General features: G+C 48.3%; 18 protein-coding genes and 1 pseudogene. 6 read left to right on the forward strand and 13 right to left on the reverse strand.

What is annotated here, in order from left to right; genetic code table 11:
- Positions 1-43 precede the first annotated feature (43 nt).
- Positions 44-421, reverse strand: a complete 378-nt coding sequence (locus AAKU64_RS09320; RefSeq protein WP_354362043.1) for a DoxX family protein — start codon at positions 419-421, stop codon at positions 44-46.
- Positions 422-465: 44 nt separating this feature from the next.
- The gene (locus AAKU64_RS09325; protein ID WP_322121053.1) at positions 466-1,386 is read right to left on the reverse strand and encodes a LysR family transcriptional regulator; all 921 of its coding nucleotides are present in this window, start codon (positions 1,384-1,386) and stop codon (positions 466-468) included.
- 136 nt (positions 1,387-1,522) lie between these two features.
- Between AAKU64_RS09325 and AAKU64_RS09330 the strand changes: the two genes are divergently transcribed.
- From AAKU64_RS09330 to AAKU64_RS09355, 6 genes are all read left to right on the forward strand, one after another.
- Positions 1,523-2,524, forward strand: coding sequence for a fumarylacetoacetate hydrolase family protein (locus AAKU64_RS09330; protein WP_354329060.1), 1,002 nt, complete (start codon positions 1,523-1,525; stop codon positions 2,522-2,524).
- A gap of 62 nt (positions 2,525-2,586) precedes the next feature.
- Positions 2,587-3,381 carry a cyclase family protein gene (locus AAKU64_RS09335; RefSeq protein WP_354362044.1) on the forward strand — a complete coding sequence of 265 codons (795 nt, stop codon included), beginning with the start codon at positions 2,587-2,589 and terminating at the stop codon, positions 3,379-3,381.
- Between the two features lie 69 nt (positions 3,382-3,450).
- On the forward strand, positions 3,451-4,626 hold the full coding sequence (locus AAKU64_RS09340; protein WP_354329057.1) for an alpha/beta hydrolase family protein: 1,176 nt from the start codon (positions 3,451-3,453) through the stop codon (positions 4,624-4,626).
- The gene (locus AAKU64_RS09345; protein ID WP_354329055.1) at positions 4,623-5,180 is read left to right on the forward strand and encodes a cupin domain-containing protein; all 558 of its coding nucleotides are present in this window, start codon (positions 4,623-4,625) and stop codon (positions 5,178-5,180) included. The genes AAKU64_RS09340 and AAKU64_RS09345 overlap by 4 nt, the downstream gene beginning before the upstream one ends.
- A 1-nt stretch (position 5,181) precedes the next feature.
- The gene (locus AAKU64_RS09350; protein ID WP_354362045.1) at positions 5,182-6,012 is read left to right on the forward strand and encodes an SDR family NAD(P)-dependent oxidoreductase; all 831 of its coding nucleotides are present in this window, start codon (positions 5,182-5,184) and stop codon (positions 6,010-6,012) included.
- 35 nt (positions 6,013-6,047) lie between these two features.
- Complete coding sequence (locus tag AAKU64_RS09355) at positions 6,048-7,013, forward strand: NAD-dependent epimerase/dehydratase family protein (RefSeq protein WP_354329053.1); 966 nt, start codon at positions 6,048-6,050, stop codon at positions 7,011-7,013.
- A gap of 270 nt (positions 7,014-7,283) precedes the next feature.
- Here AAKU64_RS09355 and AAKU64_RS09360 read toward each other — a convergent pair whose 3' ends face one another.
- From AAKU64_RS09360 to AAKU64_RS09410, 11 genes and pseudogenes are all read right to left on the reverse strand, one after another.
- Positions 7,284-8,054, reverse strand: a complete 771-nt coding sequence (locus AAKU64_RS09360) for an EthD domain-containing protein (protein WP_354329051.1) — start codon at positions 8,052-8,054, stop codon at positions 7,284-7,286.
- A gap of 82 nt (positions 8,055-8,136) precedes the next feature.
- Complete coding sequence (locus AAKU64_RS09365; RefSeq protein WP_354329050.1) at positions 8,137-9,318, reverse strand: MFS transporter; 1,182 nt, start codon at positions 9,316-9,318, stop codon at positions 8,137-8,139.
- 153 nt (positions 9,319-9,471) lie between these two features.
- The gene (locus AAKU64_RS09370; RefSeq protein ID WP_354329048.1) at positions 9,472-10,602 is read right to left on the reverse strand and encodes an FAD-dependent oxidoreductase; all 1,131 of its coding nucleotides are present in this window, start codon (positions 10,600-10,602) and stop codon (positions 9,472-9,474) included.
- A 37-nt stretch (positions 10,603-10,639) separates the two neighbouring features.
- Entirely contained in the window at positions 10,640-10,984 is a 345-nt protein-coding gene (locus AAKU64_RS09375; protein WP_354329046.1) for a Rieske (2Fe-2S) protein, read from the reverse strand.
- Positions 10,985-10,986: 2 nt separating this feature from the next.
- Positions 10,987-11,991, reverse strand: coding sequence for a VOC family protein (locus AAKU64_RS09380; protein ID WP_354329044.1), 1,005 nt, complete (start codon positions 11,989-11,991; stop codon positions 10,987-10,989).
- 124 nt (positions 11,992-12,115) lie between these two features.
- Positions 12,116-14,625: pseudogene (locus AAKU64_RS09385) on the reverse strand (efflux RND transporter permease subunit).
- Positions 14,622-15,641, reverse strand: coding sequence for a WD40/YVTN/BNR-like repeat-containing protein (locus tag AAKU64_RS09390; RefSeq protein WP_354329040.1), 1,020 nt, complete (start codon positions 15,639-15,641; stop codon positions 14,622-14,624). The pseudogene AAKU64_RS09385 and the gene AAKU64_RS09390 overlap by 4 nt, the downstream one beginning before the upstream one ends.
- Positions 15,642-15,697: 56 nt before the next feature.
- The gene (locus AAKU64_RS09395) at positions 15,698-17,077 is read right to left on the reverse strand and encodes a DUF1329 domain-containing protein (RefSeq protein ID WP_354362046.1); all 1,380 of its coding nucleotides are present in this window, start codon (positions 17,075-17,077) and stop codon (positions 15,698-15,700) included.
- 44 nt (positions 17,078-17,121) lie between these two features.
- A complete protein-coding gene (locus AAKU64_RS09400) occupies positions 17,122-18,792 on the reverse strand; it encodes a DUF1302 domain-containing protein (protein WP_354362047.1) in 1,671 nt (556 codons plus the stop codon).
- A gap of 885 nt (positions 18,793-19,677) precedes the next feature.
- Positions 19,678-20,016 (reverse strand): ferredoxin FdxA, encoded by a 339-nt coding sequence (gene fdxA, locus AAKU64_RS09405; protein WP_354329034.1) that lies wholly within the window; start codon positions 20,014-20,016, stop codon positions 19,678-19,680.
- A 19-nt stretch (positions 20,017-20,035) separates the two neighbouring features.
- Positions 20,036-20,824, reverse strand: a complete 789-nt coding sequence (locus tag AAKU64_RS09410; protein WP_354329032.1) for a ferredoxin--NADP reductase — start codon at positions 20,822-20,824, stop codon at positions 20,036-20,038.
- Positions 20,825-20,982 lie beyond the last annotated feature (158 nt).

A 20,982-nucleotide genomic window follows, 5' to 3' on the forward strand; every position in this document is an offset into this window, starting at 1 on the left:
GTGAGCCTAGGGTGTGTTGACCTATATTGATAAGCTCATAAAACTATTTAGTTTGAGACTCTGGTGCAGCAGCCCACCAAATCGCAGCCAACAACAGAGCCTGCAATATCAGCCTTAAGCCTAATAGCAACTCCGGTATTTTCGGGAACAGCTGAGGATTAAGCCACATATAGACGTTTGCAGGTGTAACAGTAATTGTCAGCACAAATAAGCCAATACCTGCACATTTACGATACTGAACATGCAGCAAACCCAGCGCACCAAGTAACTCAAAAAACCCGCTGATGTACACCGCTTGAATACGCAGCGGCAAAGACGGCGGGACAATTTTCAGAAAAAAGTCCGGGGCCATGAAGTGTCCGATGCCGCCGACGAAGAACCAGGTGAATACCATCAGTAAGGCGATTTTTTTGCTGGTCATGGTTACTTACTAATTGCTTATTGATATTAACTTGCGCGATAAAATTAAGCTGCTAGCGGAGAACGGCGTGCATTGGCAACTTCCTTGAGTAGCGTGCGAAACCAGATATGGGCAATATCTTTATCGACAAATTTATGCCACTGCATCATCTCTACCAAGAGCGGAATATCCATCGGAGGTGGTAATAAGCGAATCGGGAAATAGTCGGCGAACATATCTGCCAATCGGGTATGCATAGTGGCGATACGATTGGTACCAACTAACAATAATGGCAAGGAACTAAAATTACTGGTACTGACTTCAACCCGCCTTGCAAAGCCTGTGCTTTGTAAAAACCATTCTTCAAAACTAGGCTGCGCTTTACCAAATTTGGTCGAGACGTGCGCCAGACTCATATATTGATCCAGCGTCAAACTGTCACCAACAATCGTATTGTCCTTCCACACAACACAACTGTAGCTGTCCTGGAATAGCACTTCGCTAGCATGACCCTCGACTAAATACTTGGCTGGCATGATGAGTAAATCAATTTCGCCACGATCAAGCTGTATTTCGTGATCGTCGCCAGGCGCCATAATTTCGAGAGTAACATTTGGTGCCAGTTCACTCATCTTACGTGCCACCTCAGCCATCAGGACTGAAGTTGGATAATCTGAGGCAATCACCCGAAAATGCCGGGTCGATTCTTCTAAAACAAATCCTGGCTTGGTTTCGATGGTCGATTGAATCTGCAACAAGACCTCGCGTACTGGCGCTTCCAGGCTAGCTGCTAACGGCGTCATCACCATATTGCGACCAATCTGAGTCAATATTTCATCCTCAAAATAATCACGCAACCTTGCCAATACACCACTCGTTGCCGACTGGCTCAAATTGAGCCTTTGCGCAGCGCGAGTAATACTGCGCTCAGCCAGTAACGCATCCAGCGCTACCAACAGATTTAAATCAAGTTTATTAAACCGCATGCCTGTCTCCGATTTTTTTAGGTATTTCCGCAACCGATTTATACAATCAAGAAAATCGATTTTACACATATTGCCTACGTCCTTAGCATGCGGTATTGGCTTTTTTGTCAGCCAAAAAAATAATAAGGACGGAGACATGAAACTCGCAAGCTTAGCAAGCAGCAGTCGAGACGGGCAACTTGTTGTCGTCTCGAAAGATGGTACTCGAGCAGCATCAGCGCAAAATATTTCACCCAGTCTTATTTGTCTTTTAGAAAACTGGCAGAGTTTATCACCCGCATTGGATCGCTTGTACCAGTCACTCAACCGTGGTGAAGTCGCTGAGGCCTTTCCATTTCAGCCGCAATTAGCGACGGCTCCGCTACCTCGCGCACCGCAATGGTGTGACGGCTCTGCTTTCATCAACCATGCGCGGCTAATGGAAACTGCATTCCACACGCCACCGATTGCCGATCTCGATACGATTCCCTTGATGTATCAAGGTGCCTCCGACGATTTTCTTGGACCGCATCAGAATATTGCCTTACCAGACGAAGCACACGGCATCGACTTTGAAGGGGAATTTGGAGTTGTTTTGGATGAAGTCCCACTCGGTTGTCCTGTCGATCAGGCCCTATCGTACGTTCGACTAATCGTACAAATTAATGATGTCAGTCTGCGTCACTTTGGGCCACGAGAAATGAAAACGGGATTTGGATTTTTTCAGGCAAAGCCATCTTCCAGTTTTGCGCCTTTAGCAATTACTCCAGGTGAATTAGGTAGCGCATGGCGCGATGGCCGAGTTGCATTGCCCTTGCAAGTGCACTGGAATGAGGTCTGGTTTGGTAACCCGAATGGTGCAGAAATGAGCTTTGGCTTTCAGCATTTGATTGCCCATGCAGCCGCCACCCGCAAGCTGTCAGCGGGGACGATTATCGGCTCTGGCACGGTCTCTAATATTGAGAGAAGCGCAGGTTCCGCGTGCATCGCAGAGCGACGTGCGCTGGAAATGATTGAGCACGGTGCGATTTCAACGCAATTTATGCGCTTTGGTGATCGTGTTCGGATGGAAGTACGCGATGCTGCCGATCAATTGATATTTGGCGCAATTGACCAACGGGTCGTCAAATGTCCTGACCTAAGGCGCAGAAAATTATAAGCGTCCAATCAAGAATCTCACCATGACCAACATAAGCGCAACAAACCAGACAAGGAGACTACATGTCACGCCGTTTTGTCGATTTATCGATCTATCTTGAAAATGATGTTCTTTCCGATCCCCCGATGCTGGCACCAAAGATCGAGTATCAAACCCATCGCGATACCTTACCCGAATTTATGCATATGCTGCCGGGTACAAAAGTGGAGGATTTTCCCGATGGCGAAGCGGCTGCAGCTGAATGGGTGAGATTAACTACACATAGCGGAACCCATCTGGACGCGCCCTACCATTTTCATTCAAAAATGAATCGCAAACTGGGAGAAGCAGAACGCTCCATCACGATTGATGAAGTGCCGCTGGATTGGTGTTTTCGTCCCGGCGTCAAACTCGATTTTCGTCATCTGCCCGACGGTCATGTTGTCACCGCAATGGAAGTTGACGCCGAGTTGGCGCGCATCGGTCATACCTTACAAGCATTCGACATCGTCGTCATTAACACCCGTGCAGGTGAGCGCTATGGTCACTCGGATTACATCAATGCGGGTTGCGGGATGGGTTATGAGGCGACCATGTATTTACTAGAACGCGGTGTCAGGCTGACGGGTACCGATGCGTGGAGCTGGGATGCGCCATTTTCATTTACCGCAAAAAAAATTGCAGAAACTGGTGATGTCAGTCTGATCTGGGAAGGTCATAAAGCGGGGCGCGATATTGGTTACTGCCATCTGGAGAAAATGCATAACTTAGAAGCCTTGCCTGGTAATGGTTTTACGATCAGCTGCTTCCCTCATAAAATTCGCGCCGCTTCCGCTGGCTGGACCCGTGCGGTAGCCATTTTTGATGATGCTGACTAATAATTTTTCGATTTTTTTATGAAATGGCAGCCAAATTTAAACGCTGCATCAACAAAGGACTAATTCATTATGTTTCGTTACTTCCCTACTAATTACGTCTGGAATCTGTCGGTTGATCTGGCCATCGAAATGGGTGCGCGCATCGGCGAGATCGAGGAAATGTGCGCCCCCCTGCTAGAAGTAGCACGCCAAGGTGACGATGAGGGCACGGTAAAATTTATGCAATCCTGGGTTGCGATGGGTGACAAGCTGGTGGATATGGCAAACGAGGATGTTGTGCTCGGACGCAGATTATCCGCAGGCGACAAACTCAATCGCGCAGCAATTTATTTCTTGGTAGCAGAGCGTATGCAGAGTCATGGGGCACCGGAACGGGTTACTTTATATGCCAAATCTCAAGCGACATTTTTGCGCGGCGTGGCGCTCTCACACGAAAATTGCGAGCGGGTAGAAATCCCTTATGGTGACAGCCATTTATCAGCGCTGTACGTCCGTGCAGACACCACTAAAGGCGCGGATGGCGTTGCGAAGCCAGCGCCATTACTGGTGCAGGTAAATGGCCTGGACAGTACCAAAGAACTGAAATACCGGATAGGTCTGCCACAAATGCTGGCGCGACGCGGTATATCGTCACTCATTGTGGATCAGCCAGGCACTGGTGAAGCCCTGCGTTTGCACGGATTGACAGCGGTGTATAACACTGAACTGTGGGCTAGTAAAGTAGTCGATTATTTGGAAACCCGTGCCGATGTCGATCATGCTCGCATCGGTATGGAAGGCGTCTCTTTGGGCGGTTACTACTGCCCTCGCGCGGTCGCTTTTGAGCCGCGTTTTGCGTGTGGTGTGGTGTGGGGTGCTAATCACGATTGGCGCGAAGTCCAAAAGCAACGCCTCGCACGAGAAGGGCAAAATCCAGTGCCCCACTATTGGGAGCATGTGTGCTGGGTATGGGGCGCAAAAGATGTAGACGATTTTATGACCATCGCAGAGCAAGTGCATCTGAATGGAATTTTGGACAGAATCAAGGTGCCTTTTTTAGTTACTCATGGCGAAGCCGATAAACAGATTGCACTGAAATATGCGCACCAGACTTATGACCAACTAGTCAATAGCCCAAAGCGCGAGCTGAAAATTTTTACCCCGCGCGAAGGTGGCATACAGCACAGTAGTTTCGACAACAGCGCCAATGCTGGTAATTTTATTGCTGATTGGGTAGCAGAAACTCTGAACGGACGGTTAGCATGACCGCGCCGGTACGGCGAGTAGTTACGGGCCATAGCGCCGATGGCCGCGCCATCATTATCAGTGACACGTCCGCGCCACAGGTGTTTGAGGTAGCGGCACAGCCCGGTCTGGCATTTACTGAAATTTGGCGCACGGACTGCATGCCAGTCAGAGTCGACAATGCGGCAGATCCGACCTTACGTCCATTGCAATTAGCACCAACATCAATGGGCAGTGTAATTCGCGTGACTGACATACCGCCAGAGTCTGAAGACGACGGAGCGCTTGACCCAGCTAAAGCAGCAGCACATTTTGCACAGCTAGGTGGCGCGAAGGCTTCAACAGGTAATGCCGCGGCACCGCATCCTTTAATGCACAGGACTGAAACCGTTGATTACGGTATGGTATTGGAGGGCGAAATTTATCTGGTGCTGGACGACAGCGAGGTATTGCTGCATCGAGGCGATGTAGTGATACAACGCGGCACCAATCACGCATGGGCAAATCGGTCGGGCAAATCGACACGCATGTTATTCATTCTGCTGGATGGAAAATTTGCCGATGGACTGAACTGAAATGAGCCAGCACTTAATTCAGCACCAAGTACAGCACCAAACACAACAAAGAGCACAGCCCCAGGCATTATTTTCTCTCGCCGATAAAGTGGCACTCATCACAGGTGCGGCCAACGGTATAGGGCGTGCAATTGCCTGGCAAATGGCGCATGCCGGTGCACACGTATTACTCAGCGATATTGACAGTGCTGGTGGTTCAGCGCTGGCGGCAGAAATGACCGCCGCTGGCTATGCTGTGGCGATATTTCCATGCGATATGGGATCACGGTCAGAGATACAAACTTTGTCCAGCGAAGCGCTAGCAGCCTTCGGGGAAATTGATATATTAGTTTGTAACGCTGGAGTCGCGCCCCATGCCGGACCGATTGCTAGTGCTTCTGACCGGGACTATGAACTGACGATGGAGATAAATTTACATAGCAATCTACAGCTGTGTAATTTACTCATTCCACAGATGGCGGCGCGTAACAACGGTAGTGTCATCATCATGTCGAGCATTGCAGGTGTCAGGGGTAATAAAAATATCGGTTTGTATGGTTTATCAAAAGCGGCCAGCGCTCAACTGGTGCGTAACCTTGCAGTGGAATGGGGGCCGTCGAATGTCCGCATCAATAGTATTTCGCCGGGGGTGATCGATACTGCGTTTGCTAAACCGATCTCAGCTCAACAAGTTTTGGCTGCGAAACGGATTGCGCTGACACCATTAAGGCGCTTTGGGCAGGTTGATGATGTGGCAGGCGTTGCAGTATTTTTAGCCACACCGGCAGCGGCATTTATAACCGGGCAAAACCTGATTGTTGATGGCGGCACTACCATCGGCGACGGTAATTAAATCTCCACTCTCAAGTTCGCAGCAAAGGGTATTAAATGCATATTTTGATCACAGGTGCCAACGGCTTTGTCGGTACCGAATTAGTAAAGCGCTTACTAGAAAATAAGGGCGATACTGAGTTGCATAACTTTGATCAGCTCACCTTAGTTGACATGGCATTCGATCAGGTAGCAACCGATGCTCGTGTTCACCAATTATGCGGCAGTATTGGCAATCCCGGTGTCTTGGTACAAGCGCTTCGACATCCGGTAGACTATGTATTCCATCTAGCCAGCATACCGGGTGGTGCAGCGGAGACCAACTATGAGTTAGGTCTTAACGTCAATCTGCAATCGAGCTTACAGTTGCTAGAGCTTTTACGTGTTCAGTCACTGCAAGGTGCGGTAGCAAAATTAGTGTTTGCGAGTAGTGTTGCGGTCTACGGAACCGTATTACCAGACTTAGTTGACGACGCGAGTTTGCCGCGCCCGGTTCTCAGTTATGGAACACATAAACTGGCGATAGAATTGCTGCTGGAAGATTACAGCCGACGTGGCTGGATAAATGGATGTGCATTGAGACTACCGGGTATTGTGGCACGGCCACCCGTGACCAATGGGTTGACGTCAGCATTTATGAGTGATATTTTTTGGTGCTTGCGAGATGGCCAGCCGTTTACTTGTCCGGTCTCGGCGCAAGCAGTTATGTGGTGGATGTCACGTGATTGCTGTGTCAATAATTTGTTGCATGCAGCGAGCTTAGAACCGCAACAACTGGCAAACCGGCGGGTAGTTACTCCACCAGTATTGCGCTTGACCATCAGCGAGTTAGTCGACCAGCTTGCGAGCATATTTGGCGCAGATCGCCTGAGCTTAATTAGCTATCAACCCAACCCCAAACTAGAAGCCGTGTTTGGCGCTTATCCACCGATCAATACCAGCACTGCCGAAGCAATGGGATTTAGTCACGATGGCTCCATCAAACAATTGGTTGAAAATGCAATAGGGATTGCTACTAACTGATATCCACCTCAATCAGCGAGTTGTATCGGCTGTGTGGGAATAGGAAAAATAACTCATAAAAACAATATACTCCCTATATTTTTTATCCAAACTCCGATACGGATCAGAAAATATATGGACAACTAAAATGTACTGAATGGGAGTATATTTTATTACTTCTATAAATTTTATCGGTTGAGCGCTCTAAACCATCCGTATTCGAGTGACAGCCTCTTCATTACGAATACAAAATCAGCGCGATAAAAACTGGGCTTTTAACGCGCCAGTAATTTATACTGCCACGCCAGCAAACATCACATGCTCATGCGCCATGAGTACAAAAGTCGAACCTGACACCAACAACTGGCTCAGCGGACTTGGCAAACTAGCGTCTGATAATGCAAGCCAATGCTCACCCAATGCTAGCGCTGCCTCGTCATCTTTTAACCATACCTCGTCGATCAGATCAACACTTATAGCGTGCCCGGGACGTTGCAATGTCTGATTACGGATCACACGATCGATACCGCTACTCGCATCAGCCAATATCGTTTGCCAAACGTCGTCCGTTGCGGAAAGTAATTCATCAACTGAAACACCCTCAGCAACCCGATAGAAGACAAATAATTTACTGGCACTTTTAGCATTGTCCTTATTACTGTCATCAGCGGTGTTAGTGTCAGCAGCAAGCTTGATTTTTTCGATCACCGGCATTTTGAGTACGCTTGCCTGATCAACAAAGCGATCTTCATCTGGCTGTAAATGCTCCAGATAAAATGGTGCAGTGAGTGCTGCCGCAGCCTGTTCGGGATGATCAAACCAGACTTGCGTGACAAAATCACGGCCAATAGAAAGCGTATCCGGCATCGCCCCTGAAAAAACTACGGGGACTCGAAAACTATTTTCAAAAACGTGATTTTGTATATACCGTCTTGGCGCTAAATCAGGTGATTTACCGATAAACTGTACTACATCTGCACCGTGGACATTCTTCATATAATGATGTGCCTGGCGCAGTGTCATGCCTGTGCGACGGCGTCCAACTATCATCATCTTGATCATACTATTTCCTTTGATATCGTTATAAAAATATGCCGGATTTTCCCAGATAAATATACCAAGGCAAACCTAGACAGAATAAAATTTATACCAGCGCTACTTTAGGATCTTCTGACAACGTCACTCGACGAAAACTCGCCACCGCAAGTATCGCGATCATAACCGTAGCGATACCCAGACTTCCATAGCCAGCGTTCTTAACAAGCGTCCCGCCTAAAATTGGCCCTATCGCAGCACCAATCATTAACATCGCTGGTGTGGATGCTGCAGCTCGACCAGATGGATCAAGTTTAGATAAAACGCCGAAGGCAAACGTATGGGTGAAAATCAACAAGCCAGCGAACACCGAGGTCGCAACAGCGTAAGGCATAAAGCTTGTGCTCTGCGTGATCGCCAGCGCAATTACAGCTTGTAATATGGGACCGATCAACAGTACGCGATATGCCGAAAACCTGCGTTCCAGCAATACCGCCAGCGGTGCGGGTAATAAATTCACAATACCGAGTGCGATCAAAACGCCCGACACCGCCGCGATACCAAAACCACGATCCATGCCGATGCGCTCGACAAAACTAAAGATCATTGACTGTACTAAAGCCATACAACCGACGCCAAACACCATAAACCAGACACGAGGATCAAGCCTGTCTTTTGTTAAATTTGATCGTTGATTGTTGGCATTAATCACACGATTATTCAGGCGCTCAATGGCAGTATAAGATTGAGGAAAAGCTAAGGCACTCGCCACCGTAGCTACCGCCATGACGGTAGCAAAAAGACGAAATAATACCGGGCCGCCATATTGAGTAACCAACGGCGGTGTGACGATGAAAAATCCCAATGCGAATATCCCAATTGTGATTCCTACAGTAGCAAACAAACGATGCGGCTGAATACTGCGGCCGATACTACCGTGGGTAAAACTTAACGCACAGCCAGCAGACATACCCGCAATCGCGTGCAACAACAACATAATGACAAAATCATGCGTGAAAGACAGTGCGATAAAACTCAGCATCGCCAGTCCAAACCCGAGCGCAGCAGCGATGCGTCCGTTTAAGCGACTCAGTCGTGGAGCAAAAAACAAACTACTCGCCACTGCGCCAAACAGAAATAATGTCACCATCCCACCTGCCTGTTGCGCATCAAAGTGATAATATGAAATCAGCGCGCCAACCCATAATGGCAATGCCACCAGATCAAGCATCCCCGCGCAATGTGCGACCATTAATACAATATGTCCTGACCTGCTATCTGCCTTCGTCATACTTGTCTCCTGTTTGTTGCATTATTAATGCATTCATTACGCTATTTAGCGTGATCTTATTTTTATATTTTTTCTGACTACAACACTTATTTTAGTGTTTGGTGTTTTGCACTTTATTAGATTTGCTGCCAAATACAACTTTTCGATATCAATTTAAATCGGTTCAGCGAGCGCCATCAACGATGCGCGCATGATCTTGGTATGTTCTTGTTTATCACCGCCGGATATCTCGATTTCACCTAGACGACCAGAGTTTTCTACAACCATGCGGCAACGTTCAAAGCGTCGTTGCTGGAAGCGATCAAGACCTCCTACCACACTACTAGCACGTGTTAACTCTTCAGCTAAAACGATACCATCCTCGATTCCGATGCATGCGCCCGACGCTAAATGCGGTGTCGTTGCATGTACGGCATCACCAATCAACACCACGCGTCCGGTAAACCATGGTTGCGGCAACAATAAACTGACTAGGGGACGATAAATGACCTGGGACTGAGCCGTGATTTGCTCTCTGATCTGTTGCATCAGCGGTGCGGAAAATGGCGCCAATAAATCACGCAACATTTGCGGTTGCTGATCGGTGGGGATATGAGTATTGGTCTCGCGGTCCTCGGTGACAAATAAATACATTTCACTGGCGGATACCGGATTAATACCGGTTTTGATTTTCGGCCCCATCCACATTTTAGTATTAACTACATCAGCAGGCCGTGGCAATACAGCGCGCCATACACCTTGTCCTGTGTAGCTAGGCTCTGGTGCATCCGGAAAAAGCAAACTACGTACCTTTGATTGCAAGCCATCAGAACCAATCACGACATCATACCGTTTGCAACTGCCGTCAGTCGTCTGTACATCAACACCATCAACGTCTTGTTCGATTGATGTGAAGCTACACCCCAGACGTACATCAACACCAGCACGTCTAGTCGCAGCAGCCATCAACTTAGCCAGCGCGGGCCGCATAATACCAGCGCCGCCCGGAACATCTGGCCCGGCAAGACGTGGTGTCGGTAAATGACCAACATGTATATCAGTCGCTGTATAAATATCTAAGCCGTCACTGCCATAACCTTCTTGTAAAAACTGATCGAGTATTCCCAATGTGCCAAAGGCGCGCAGAGTGGCGCCGCCTAGGCTGATACCAGCACCATAAGAATGCCAGTCCGCATCAATCTCAACCAGATCAACCTGTACTCCGCGCTTGCTTAGCTCGATTGCCGCTGCCATTCCAGAAAATCCACCACCAATAACAAGGGCAGTACGTACAGCTGTAGTCATTTTAAAACTCCTTAATTGATCTTTAATTCTTCGATAGTTATAGTCTGTTATCACTCAAATCAGCGCAGCGTAAATCGCCGTTCGCGAGTATCGTCAGCGACACTTTTGTTAAGGTTTGTCCCAGACACGGCCCCAATAAACATTTACCCGTCACAGGCTCAAACTGAGCACCGTGAGCAGCACAGATGACACGTGTGCGATCAGCATTGAAATACTCATCCTTGCGCCAGGCAAGCGGGGTATTGCCGTAATGCGGACACGCATCCCTATAAGCATGTATCTCACCTTGATAACGCAGTACAAAAATACCCAACTGCGCAAAGCCCTTACTGGCGCCCTCTATCACCTCGTCTGCATTACAGAGATACATGCCGTCGCTCATGGCTAGTGCGCCCCGGATACGACTGGCGCGCCGGAAAGTGGCGTATCTAAAGTAGCTTTATCTAAGGTAGGCGTATCTGATGGCAACTTAGCTGGAAGCGGTCCACCCGGAGCCCATTTTTCACGATGCTGAAATAGAAAAAGCTGCGATCCATCCGCGCCCATCGGTGCCTGGCGCGCCACCCATTGATCGTCATGCAAATCCATATCTGCATCGTATTCAACATGACATCCGAGCGGACTATTGAAGTACCAAAACCAGTTCGATCCAAACAAATGACGACCCGGCCCCCAAAACGACTGATAACCCTTTTCTACAAAATGAGTACCAGCCAGCATGACCTCAGTCGGGCCTCCCATATGAAAAGTAAAGTGCTCACAACCGGTCATAAACGGAGGAGTCTGAATCAGAAATAAAGTATGATGATCTACCGTTCCTGCTGGACGCAAGAACGGGCCTACGCCAGCAAAGCGGTCGGTACAAACAAAGCCGATACGAGCATAAAAAGCCTCTGCTTTAGCTGCGTCTGGCACAAAATAAACGACATGCGACAAGCTCCTTGGACGTGGCTGATCGTCGGGATCAAATGCGATTTTATTCACAGCACGCTGGGGCGCTGCACCTGGCGCATTGACTGCCTCTGCAGGCAGCGAGATAGCGCGACGCACCGTAATCTGAAAGCCAAGAGCAAAACCAGAATCGTCGACTACCTCAATCGAGCCATCATCGAGCCTGAGTACCTGACGATCTCGTTCAAGCTCTTCAGTGATCGCATTGAGTGAAGCCTGATCGGTTACACCATAAATCGTTTTTCTTAGCATGGTGGCGGTTGGTAGCGGTGCAGGCAGTGATACGTCATTCCGGTGTGCCAAAATAATTGCAGTACCGTCCAACGCTTCAAAACGGTTATTGCCAACTGGTGTCAGACCATAGTCGGTCAAATATTGGGTACATGCCGCCAAGTCGTCAACACCAAAAACAAGAGCGTCTGGTCCGATAATATTCATTGTGATAAGTCCTTTAAAATTAAGCTTGTACAAATTGGGATGAGTTATTTTTTTCAGTAAAGTAAATCAAAAACATCAAAGACATACGCTTGCTTGATCACTAGCAGAAGATCGTGATCAAGTCCTATAAAGCGGTAACAGAATTGGTTAAGTTGTCGGGTGCTGTTGGTGTTGCTGACGTGCTTAATGAGTTAACTGAATTTCCTGAATTTCCTGAATTAGCTGAATGCGCCACTGCAGCTAATGGCATAACAGGTCGCAATAAAAAGTACGCTAATGCAGGTAATAAAACTAATGCGCCGAGCATGTTCCATAAAAACATAAATGCCAGTAGCAAACCCATATCTGCCTGAAATTTGATGGGACTGAAACTCCAGGTCACCACGCCGATTGCCAGAGTAACCCCCGTCAGCATCACGACCTTGCCCGTAAATAGTAGCGCCCGGTAGTACGATTCCGAGAGACTTTGACCTTCCCGCATGCGAGCCAGCATAATGCTGAGGATGTATAGCGCATAATCGATACCGATACCAACACCCAATGCAATCACCGGCAGCGTTGCAACCTTGACACCCATGCCCAGAGCCACCATCAGCGCCTCGGCCAAGATCGAGGTCAGCATCAGCGGGAGTACCGCGACCACCACCGCCCGCCATGACCGGAAGGTAATAAAGCACAACACAATCACTGCGGCATATACCAATAGCAGCATCTGACGCCACGCATCATGTACAACAATATTGGTCGCAGCTTCTATCCCCGCGCTACCTGCAGCTAGCAGAAATTTTGTGTCGTTAGTATCGTTTTCTTTGGCAAATGCTTCCACATGCTGGACTATCGCTGTCAATGTGTCAGCACGGTGATCCCGCAGATAAACATACATCGTGAGTAAGCCACAGCTGTCGTTATATAAGCCGCGCGGCGCTCCGGCGGTGACGGTATTGAGCATCGCTTGATTGGGTAGAAATGCGTACCATTTTGGATTGCCTTCATTCAGACCGGACAGCACTCGACGATTGAGCAAAGCCAACGTATTCGTGCTCTCTACTCCATCTAGCTGACGTAACTCCCACTCCAGCGCATCTACTTTATTCAGTGTCTGGTATTGCGAGCAAGCGCCCTCCGGAGTCTTCACCATCACTGCCAGCACGTCGCTAGAAGCGCCGTAAGCAGACGTCATAAATGCAACGTCTTTGTTATAGCGGCTATCAGGACGTAACTCCGGCGCGCCTAAATCAAGATCACCTATCTTCAAGTGTGTGCTGGCGACATATCCACCAATGCCCATTAACACCGCGACTACCACGGCACCGGTAGCCCAGCGACGTTGCGTAAAGCGATCCAATAGCGCCCATAGAGGATGCCTCACTTCACCGGCAGCATCACCCGCTTCTGCACGTAAGCTGCGCTCGGCAGCGCTGGCACTAACGCCGCTATAACTGAGCAAAATCGGCAGCAAAATCAAATTGGTAAAAATCAATACGGCCACACCTAAGCTGGCGGCAACTGCTAGTTCCCGAATCACCTGAATATCGATCATCAGCAATACGGCGAATCCCACCGCATCGGCGACTAGTGCCGTGAATCCAGCCAAAAACAAGCGGCGGAAGGTAAAGCGTGCCGCGACTAATTTATGCATCCCGCGACCAACATCTTGCATGATGCCGTTCATTTTTTGTGCGCCATGACTCATACCGATAGCGAAGACTAAAAATGGCACCAGTATCGAATACGGATCGAGAACATAGCCAAGCATAGGCAACATTCCAAGCTGCCAGACCACAGCGATCAGTGACGCGGCAACCACCAGCAAAGTGGAACGTATGCACCTTGTGTACCAGTACACCATTAAGGTGGCGATGAATACGGCCAGCGCAAAGAATGCGAGTACCGTTTTGACGCCCTCAATCAAATCGCCAGTTAGCTTGGCAAAACCAGTAATATGGACCTTGACACCACGCGCCTCATACTTAGTGCGCAAGGCTTCGAGCTTTTCAGAAAAACTACGGTAATCCAGAGGTCGCCCTGCGCTATCCTGATTGAGCAGCGGCACATAGATCACGCTAGATTTTGCGTCCAGCGCTACGATCTGACCGATCTCGCCGGAGCGGGCAATATTTGTGGCGAGCAATTGCAGCGACTGGGCAGAACCATCATAAGCATCAGGGATGACTGGCCCCCTTCCAGACCATCCTCAGTGACACCAACCCAACGTGTGGTCGGCGTCCATATCGACTTCATCTGAGTTCTGTTGACGCCTGGAAGTAAGAACACCTCATCGCTGAACTGACGTAGGGTTTCAAGATAATTCTTGTCATAGATGGTCAAATTACCCGGGGCGTTTACCTGATTATTTGCGACCGCGATACGGACAGCATTACCCAGCCCGGTAAGATCATTCTGGTGATCCAGTAAATGACGAATATACGGATGTTGAGAAGGAATAGTTTTCTCAAAACTGGCATTTAGCTCCAGTTTGCTGGCCTGCCAGCCGAGCAAAATCGTGATCAGCGCGCATACTGCAACTACGATAAGACGATGATTAAACAAAAGACGCTCGACCAGCGAACCAGACCGGGGATCAAAGTCAGACAACTGCCCCGACCCGATCGGAGAATGAGAGGAAGGCATCATGGCTTAACTCCGGCCACGGCTGACGCTAAGTCTAGGCCAATCGCGCCTTGCATTGTCAGCGCAAGTAATGAGCCATCTCGACGTACAAGTACTGCATTTAAAGGTGGTAAAAGCGGCGTTTTTAGTGGTATTAAAACACCATCGTGCCCCTGTAGAATAACGCTGGCCTGATTGACCATGACTAAGGAACCATCCGCCCGCAATGCAGATCCTGTGATCGAAGCGGGCATTGATACGGGCACCTGCGACCATTGACTACCGGCATCAATACTGCGCCAGATATTGCCTCGCAAACCAGCGACAACAATCTCATTGTCGTTTGGTAGTTCTAGCGTAAAAAAACTACCTTTGTATGGCGTTGTGATACGTTCAAAATGCTGGCCACCATCGATTGAGCGTAATAACAAACCTTGCTCACCAGCGATGACAATTTGCTGGCCTCGCGCACGGGCTGCATAAAGGTGTAAACCTTGCGGATTATCGGCAGCAGACATGCGTGAAATCCAGGTTTTTCCACCATCCTCAGTCGCAAAGATTAAGCCGTACGCGCCCACTGCGATTGCGCGACGTGCGCCAATGACTAATACATCTAAAAATGGCTTATCAGGACCATCCGCAACTAGCCGCAAGGCAATTTTCTCTGTAATTAGATCACCAGATTTTTGCGCCGTTTCAAGTACCATTTGTGCTGCAAGACGGCCGTCAAATTGGCGTGTCCAAGTAGAACCTGCATCATCACTGGTCAAGATAATACCGCCGTGCCCGACAGCAATCCCATGTGAGCCATTAAATCGCACAGAGGTCAATGTCACACTGACTGGAGCTGGCACCTGACGCCAAGTGGCGCCATCATCCTCAGATAACACGATCACGCCACGCTCACCGACCGCAACCAACCTTCCGCCAACTTGAGCACCGCTAAGCAGTACGACCTTTGCTGCCTGGCGGGACGTGAGTGCCGGACGATCGAGCGCGTCACCAATGGGCGTCGCTTGCGCAGATATCGTAATTATCATGAGACTTAGTGCGAATGACTTAGCCACGGCTGGCAGATAACGATTACAACAGTTCATCAGCGCACACTCTCGCTTGCCATCGCATCCGGTGTGAAGGTGCTGTCTGAATAGCGTGGCTTGACCGCGTAATGCACCGACTTACTGTTATAGAGATCGCCAACGTAGGAGTTGCCTGATAACAGATCATTGAAGCCGAAAGAACCAATCACGTTACCCGGCAAATCTGGCGCAACAAAACTAGCCGACCAAATTGTTTTCCACAATTGACCGTTTGAATCAAAGCGATCTGCCAGCACGCAAATCCAGGTGTCTTCGTCACAGTAATAGCGGCTCTTGGCAGCCGGATGGCGCTGACCTGCGCGTAGCGCCGCATCAATCACCCATACCCGATGCAATTCCCAACGCATGTAGCTTGGATTGACACCTGTCTTACTCAGCACTTCTGCATCGGCCTTCGGTTGCAGCATTTTGTTCACGTTATACGGAACAAACATTTCTTTCTTACCGGCGATTTTAAATTCGAAGCGATCCAACTTACCTGACCAAGTCTGTACCTCATCAAAACTCATTAAACCTGCGGTCACCGGGGATGGCGTGTCACAACACGGATTAGGTAACTTACGTACCCGGCGCTGCCCCGTCAGATACACCCAGGCTTGGGTTTTAGCAGGGTCGAGCTGATCGCGACCAGTAATAGCTTCACCAGCGCGGATAGGAGGACCTACGTTGACTAATCGGATCAGTTGAATCTCGGGCGATTTCGCAAACGATTCTAAAGTAGCCTCGGGATAGTAGTAGGGAATCTGAAAATCAATAATGCCATCCGTGGTCATCACAGGACGGCCATCGGCAGTAATTTGGTACTGTGTTACCTGCGACTGAAACGAAGTACCACGCCAGCGCAGCATATGATTCCAAATCACTTCTGCACCATTTTTAGGAATCGGGAAAGGAATACCACCGACGACATCAGCCGCAACATCGCCGACCAATTTGCCGCGTGTCGCGTTCTTCAATGTATTGTCATAGACCCATTGCGGCGCGGCAGCAGTGCGATGCGTTGGATAAACATCCACCCGGTAATCCGGATATTTTTTTAATAGCGCTTTAACGCCATCAGTCAGCCTATCGGCATATTGATCCGCGTTTTTAGCAGTGATTGAGAAGATTGGTTTTTCATCCTTAAACGGATCGCCGCGACGCCCTCCCGCTTTATCGCCTGCAATAGCAGTCGTCATACCACCAGTCCAGGCCGGGATGCTGCCATCTTTATTGCCAGCTTTTTCAGCACCGAATGGGGTTAATTCGGTCTTTAACTTAGCCGCTTCTTCTGCAGTTACACCAGCCATGACGGGCAGAGTTACTGCACTCATCATCATGCTAATAATGGCGGTGAGGATGTGATTATGATGATTGTTGCGATTGAATTTCTTCATGATGTTGTCTCTTTATTTAATAGTCAAAGCAAAGGCAGACCGACTTAGAAAGTCCGGCGCACGCTAAGGGAGATATAGTTGCGGTCGCCTAGCGGATTACCATCACTGAATTGACCGAGAGCGTAATCGTTGTAAGGTTTGCTATCACCGATATAACGCGTGTAATTCATCGCGAATTGCCATGTATTAAGGTAATTACCTTCCAGTCCAATGTTTGCGTTGCCGGTGCCTTTAGCACCCCAGGCAGTCACGCTGGATCGACTATCAAGAGAATAGCGAGCACCAACGGGTACGCTCAAATCCAAGCCCGGCAGCACCTGACGATAAGTAGGTGTGTAGATCAGCTGCACAATGCTGGCATCACGAGTACGACCCTGATCAATCTCATTTTGAGGATCGGTTTTACTCAATACGCGGTTCCAGGCAAGCTCAGCAACCAAACCGCTTTCTTGCGCCAAAAAGTTAGCGCCAAAACTACCCAACATAGACAAATTGAAGTGCGCAGTACGACCCGTAGGGTTAATCGGACGCGGCGCGCTAGCCGGTCCAAAGTACACCGCGTTATTGACGGTCAGTGCCATGTTGTCGCGTACGGATGCCTCAGCAGAGACATTGAAATCGCCAATGGAGCGCGAAGCACTCATACCCGCAACTTTGATGTCGCTTCCAAACACGTAAAACCACTGGCTATCCGTCGTCTTGGCGCCTGGGTTGAGGCGCGAATAGAGCTGGCCAAATTTGTCGTTATATTTGGCGTAGAAAAAACTCAGATCAGTCTCATCAATCCGCCATTTCAGCTGTAAACCAAACTGCCCGTTATTACCTGGACGGACATTCGCACCCGGCGATGCAACATAGCTACCGGCGACAGGGCCAGCAAACGCAGGAATATTCACGAACTCGGGACCAGTCGCATTCCAAGGAACATTCGCGGTAGAGAAATAACTACCAGATGGCGGAACTCTGCTCTCTTTCCAGCGAAATTGAACATATCCGCCCAAGCTAATATTGGGCTGAATTTGCCATTGAGCAGACAACTGAGGAACGGGCATTGCAATTTCTTTAAATTGTGCATTTGGAGAGGACAATAATTTATTGATGTCTACCGGACCTTGAGCAGCGGCCACGCCGTTATCGCCAAAGAACAGGCTTTCGCCATATAAAATGGTGTGCTGGCCAAGGCGCGCTGTGAGCTTGCCCGCATTGCCTAAGTCAGTACTACCGAATACAAAAGCATCCAGCACTTCGGCCTTACTACCGGCAATTTTTCGTGTGTAATCTGGGAATTCGTTGTATGGCACCTGACCCACAGTGGGATCATTTAGGGCGTCTGTCTTGCGATTGTATGCCTGGTCGTACCATGCGGCAGCACTTACGCGTAATCCGTATTTGCGTTGGAAAACCAGGTCGAATTCAGAGAGCAAATCTACCCGCTCAGATACAAAACCCCGTTTGCGAAAGTTTTGATCACCGGCGTTCAGGTTCAGCGCTTGCGGCGCACCAGACGGACTAAATGAATTGGTCAATATCGAATCAGCATCGTTAAGGCGATAGATAGTGCTGGCTTTAACGGTGTTGTCGAATCTTAACGTCAGGTCTGGATTGTCGACTTTGATTTCGCCCGCGTGGCTAGCAACTGCTGAGAGTGCTACACCCGCCAAAGCGCATTGATTTAGCACGAGCCTAAGCTTGCGCTTGCTTGATGATTTCTGCATTGCTGTCTCCGATTTTATATTTTAGGACTGACGCAAAATTGTCCCAGCAAGGCGTAGCGACGACGACAGTACTTTGGTACGGCTAGTCGCTGCAACGCAGCTGGGGCAGTTTTGCGTAAGTCCCTTGTTTTTATCCACCTCGTCCGACCTTACTTGTGAAGGTTTTTGTATGACTGTGTGGTGGATGAAGAGTACGAAGTCCGGAGGATTCGGTAAAACAGTTTCTATCGATTGGAGATATTGGGATTTTCAATACATGCATTTATAGCATCGAAATACCCTAAAGCGAGCAGTTCAATACCTGTATGTGTTCACCCACAAAATCAATTGGCTAGCTATGAGCGAGAACCTAATTGTGGAGCAGTAGCTGTGAGAAACTAAGCAAGTCGGAAATTTGATTAAGTCATTTAAGGCAGAACCAAGACGACTAACGCAAAGATAAGATGTGGTTTTTTTGCTCAAATAGTTACTAGGGCATAGAGAGTAATAATTTCTAGCTGCTAATCAGCGTATCCCGGGGGTGAATATTGGTAACACTACGTCAAGTCAGGACTTACGCAAAACTGCTACGGCTGCGTAGCAATCCCATTCTTACCAAGTACGAAGCTAAAGTACTGGCCTTGTCGCTACTTCTTGCAAGGAGAATTTTGCGGAAATCTTAAATGTAAAAAAGAAGTGATTTTAGCAAAGAAATACTTAGCAAAAATCACGTTGAAAAACTAAGTCAATACTCATAAAAATATACTCCCAAATATTTAATAAAAAAACCACTAAAAATACCAATAAATATATGGACAATTAATAATTACTCCTACGGAGTATTTCTAAACAGCTTATCGGAAAATAAGCCATAACATGTAAAATCCGGTCTTATCTCGCTACAGGTCAAACACCGTTGCGATCTAGTAAGCTAATTTTATCTTTGATCGTCTTGAATTTTTCGTGCTCAGGTAGTGGTGATTTTTTCTGACTAATCATTGGCCACTTGCCGCTACTGGCGAGCTCTGCATTGATGCTTAAAAAATGTTGTTGTCCCGATGGCAGATCGGTATCGGCAAAGATTGCTTCAACAGGACATTCTGACACGCACACGGCGCAGTCTATGCATCCGTTGGGATCAATGGCTAAAAAATTGGGCCCCTCGATAAAGCAATCGACAGGACACACTTGTACGCAATCAGTGTATTTACACAGGATGCAAGATTCGGTAACGACGAATGTCATAGTAAGTTCCCCTTGATCTTCATTTCTCGACAAAGGCGCGTTCGATGACATAGCTACCTTGATGTTGCATCGATCCTTCATCAAAACCACGACGATGCAATATCGCCACCAAATCAACTAGGACCTCTGGATTGCCGCAGACCATGACACGGTCATGCTCTGCGTCTAAAGCTGGTAAACCCAGTTCACGCTCTATCGTACTGGCCTCTAGTAAATCCGTAATACGACCTTGCTGAGTAAATGGCTCACGCGTCACGGTAGGGAAATAGCGAAATTGATCCGTTACCAGATCACCAAGATATTCATGGCTAGGTAACTCTTGTTTGAGGTAATTGCTATAACCAAGTTCGCTGATATAGCGTACGCCATGCACCAATACAATATGTTCAAAGGCCTCGTAGTAATCAGGGTCTTGCACGATACTCATGAAAGGCGCCAATCCAGTTCCGGTACATAACAGGTAAAGATTTCTACCGGGTCGTAAATTATCTTTGATCAGTGTGCCAGTCGGCTTTCTACCGACCAACAAAGTACTGCCTACCCTTAGATGTTGTAGTTGAGAGGTCAAAGGACCATCAGGTACTTTGATGCTATAAAACTCCAGATGCTCTTCATAATTCGGACTTGCAATACTGTATGCCCGCAATATCGGTCGCCCTTCGATTTCCAGACCGATCATCAAAAACTGTCCGGACTGAAAGCGTAAGGCAGCGTTACGCGTGGTTGTAAAACTAAATAATGTGTCGTTCCAGTGATGCACATTGAGCACGGTTTCTCGAAGCAATGCTGGGCTATTAGTTAAACTCATTGTGTGCTTTCATTCTTAAAATATGGCGGTAACGGTAACGATAGCGGTCATGTTTATACTCATGAGCTTCTTGCAAAATACCCAAACCAGTAAAGTCGAGCATGGGTGTGGCCACTGTTGCGATTGGTTTTCTTGTTTGAAGCGGCACATGTGACATG

The sequence above is a fragment of the Undibacterium sp. GrIS 1.8 genome (genome assembly GCF_040544445.1).
GTDB lineage: Bacteria > Pseudomonadota > Gammaproteobacteria > Burkholderiales > Burkholderiaceae_D > Undibacterium.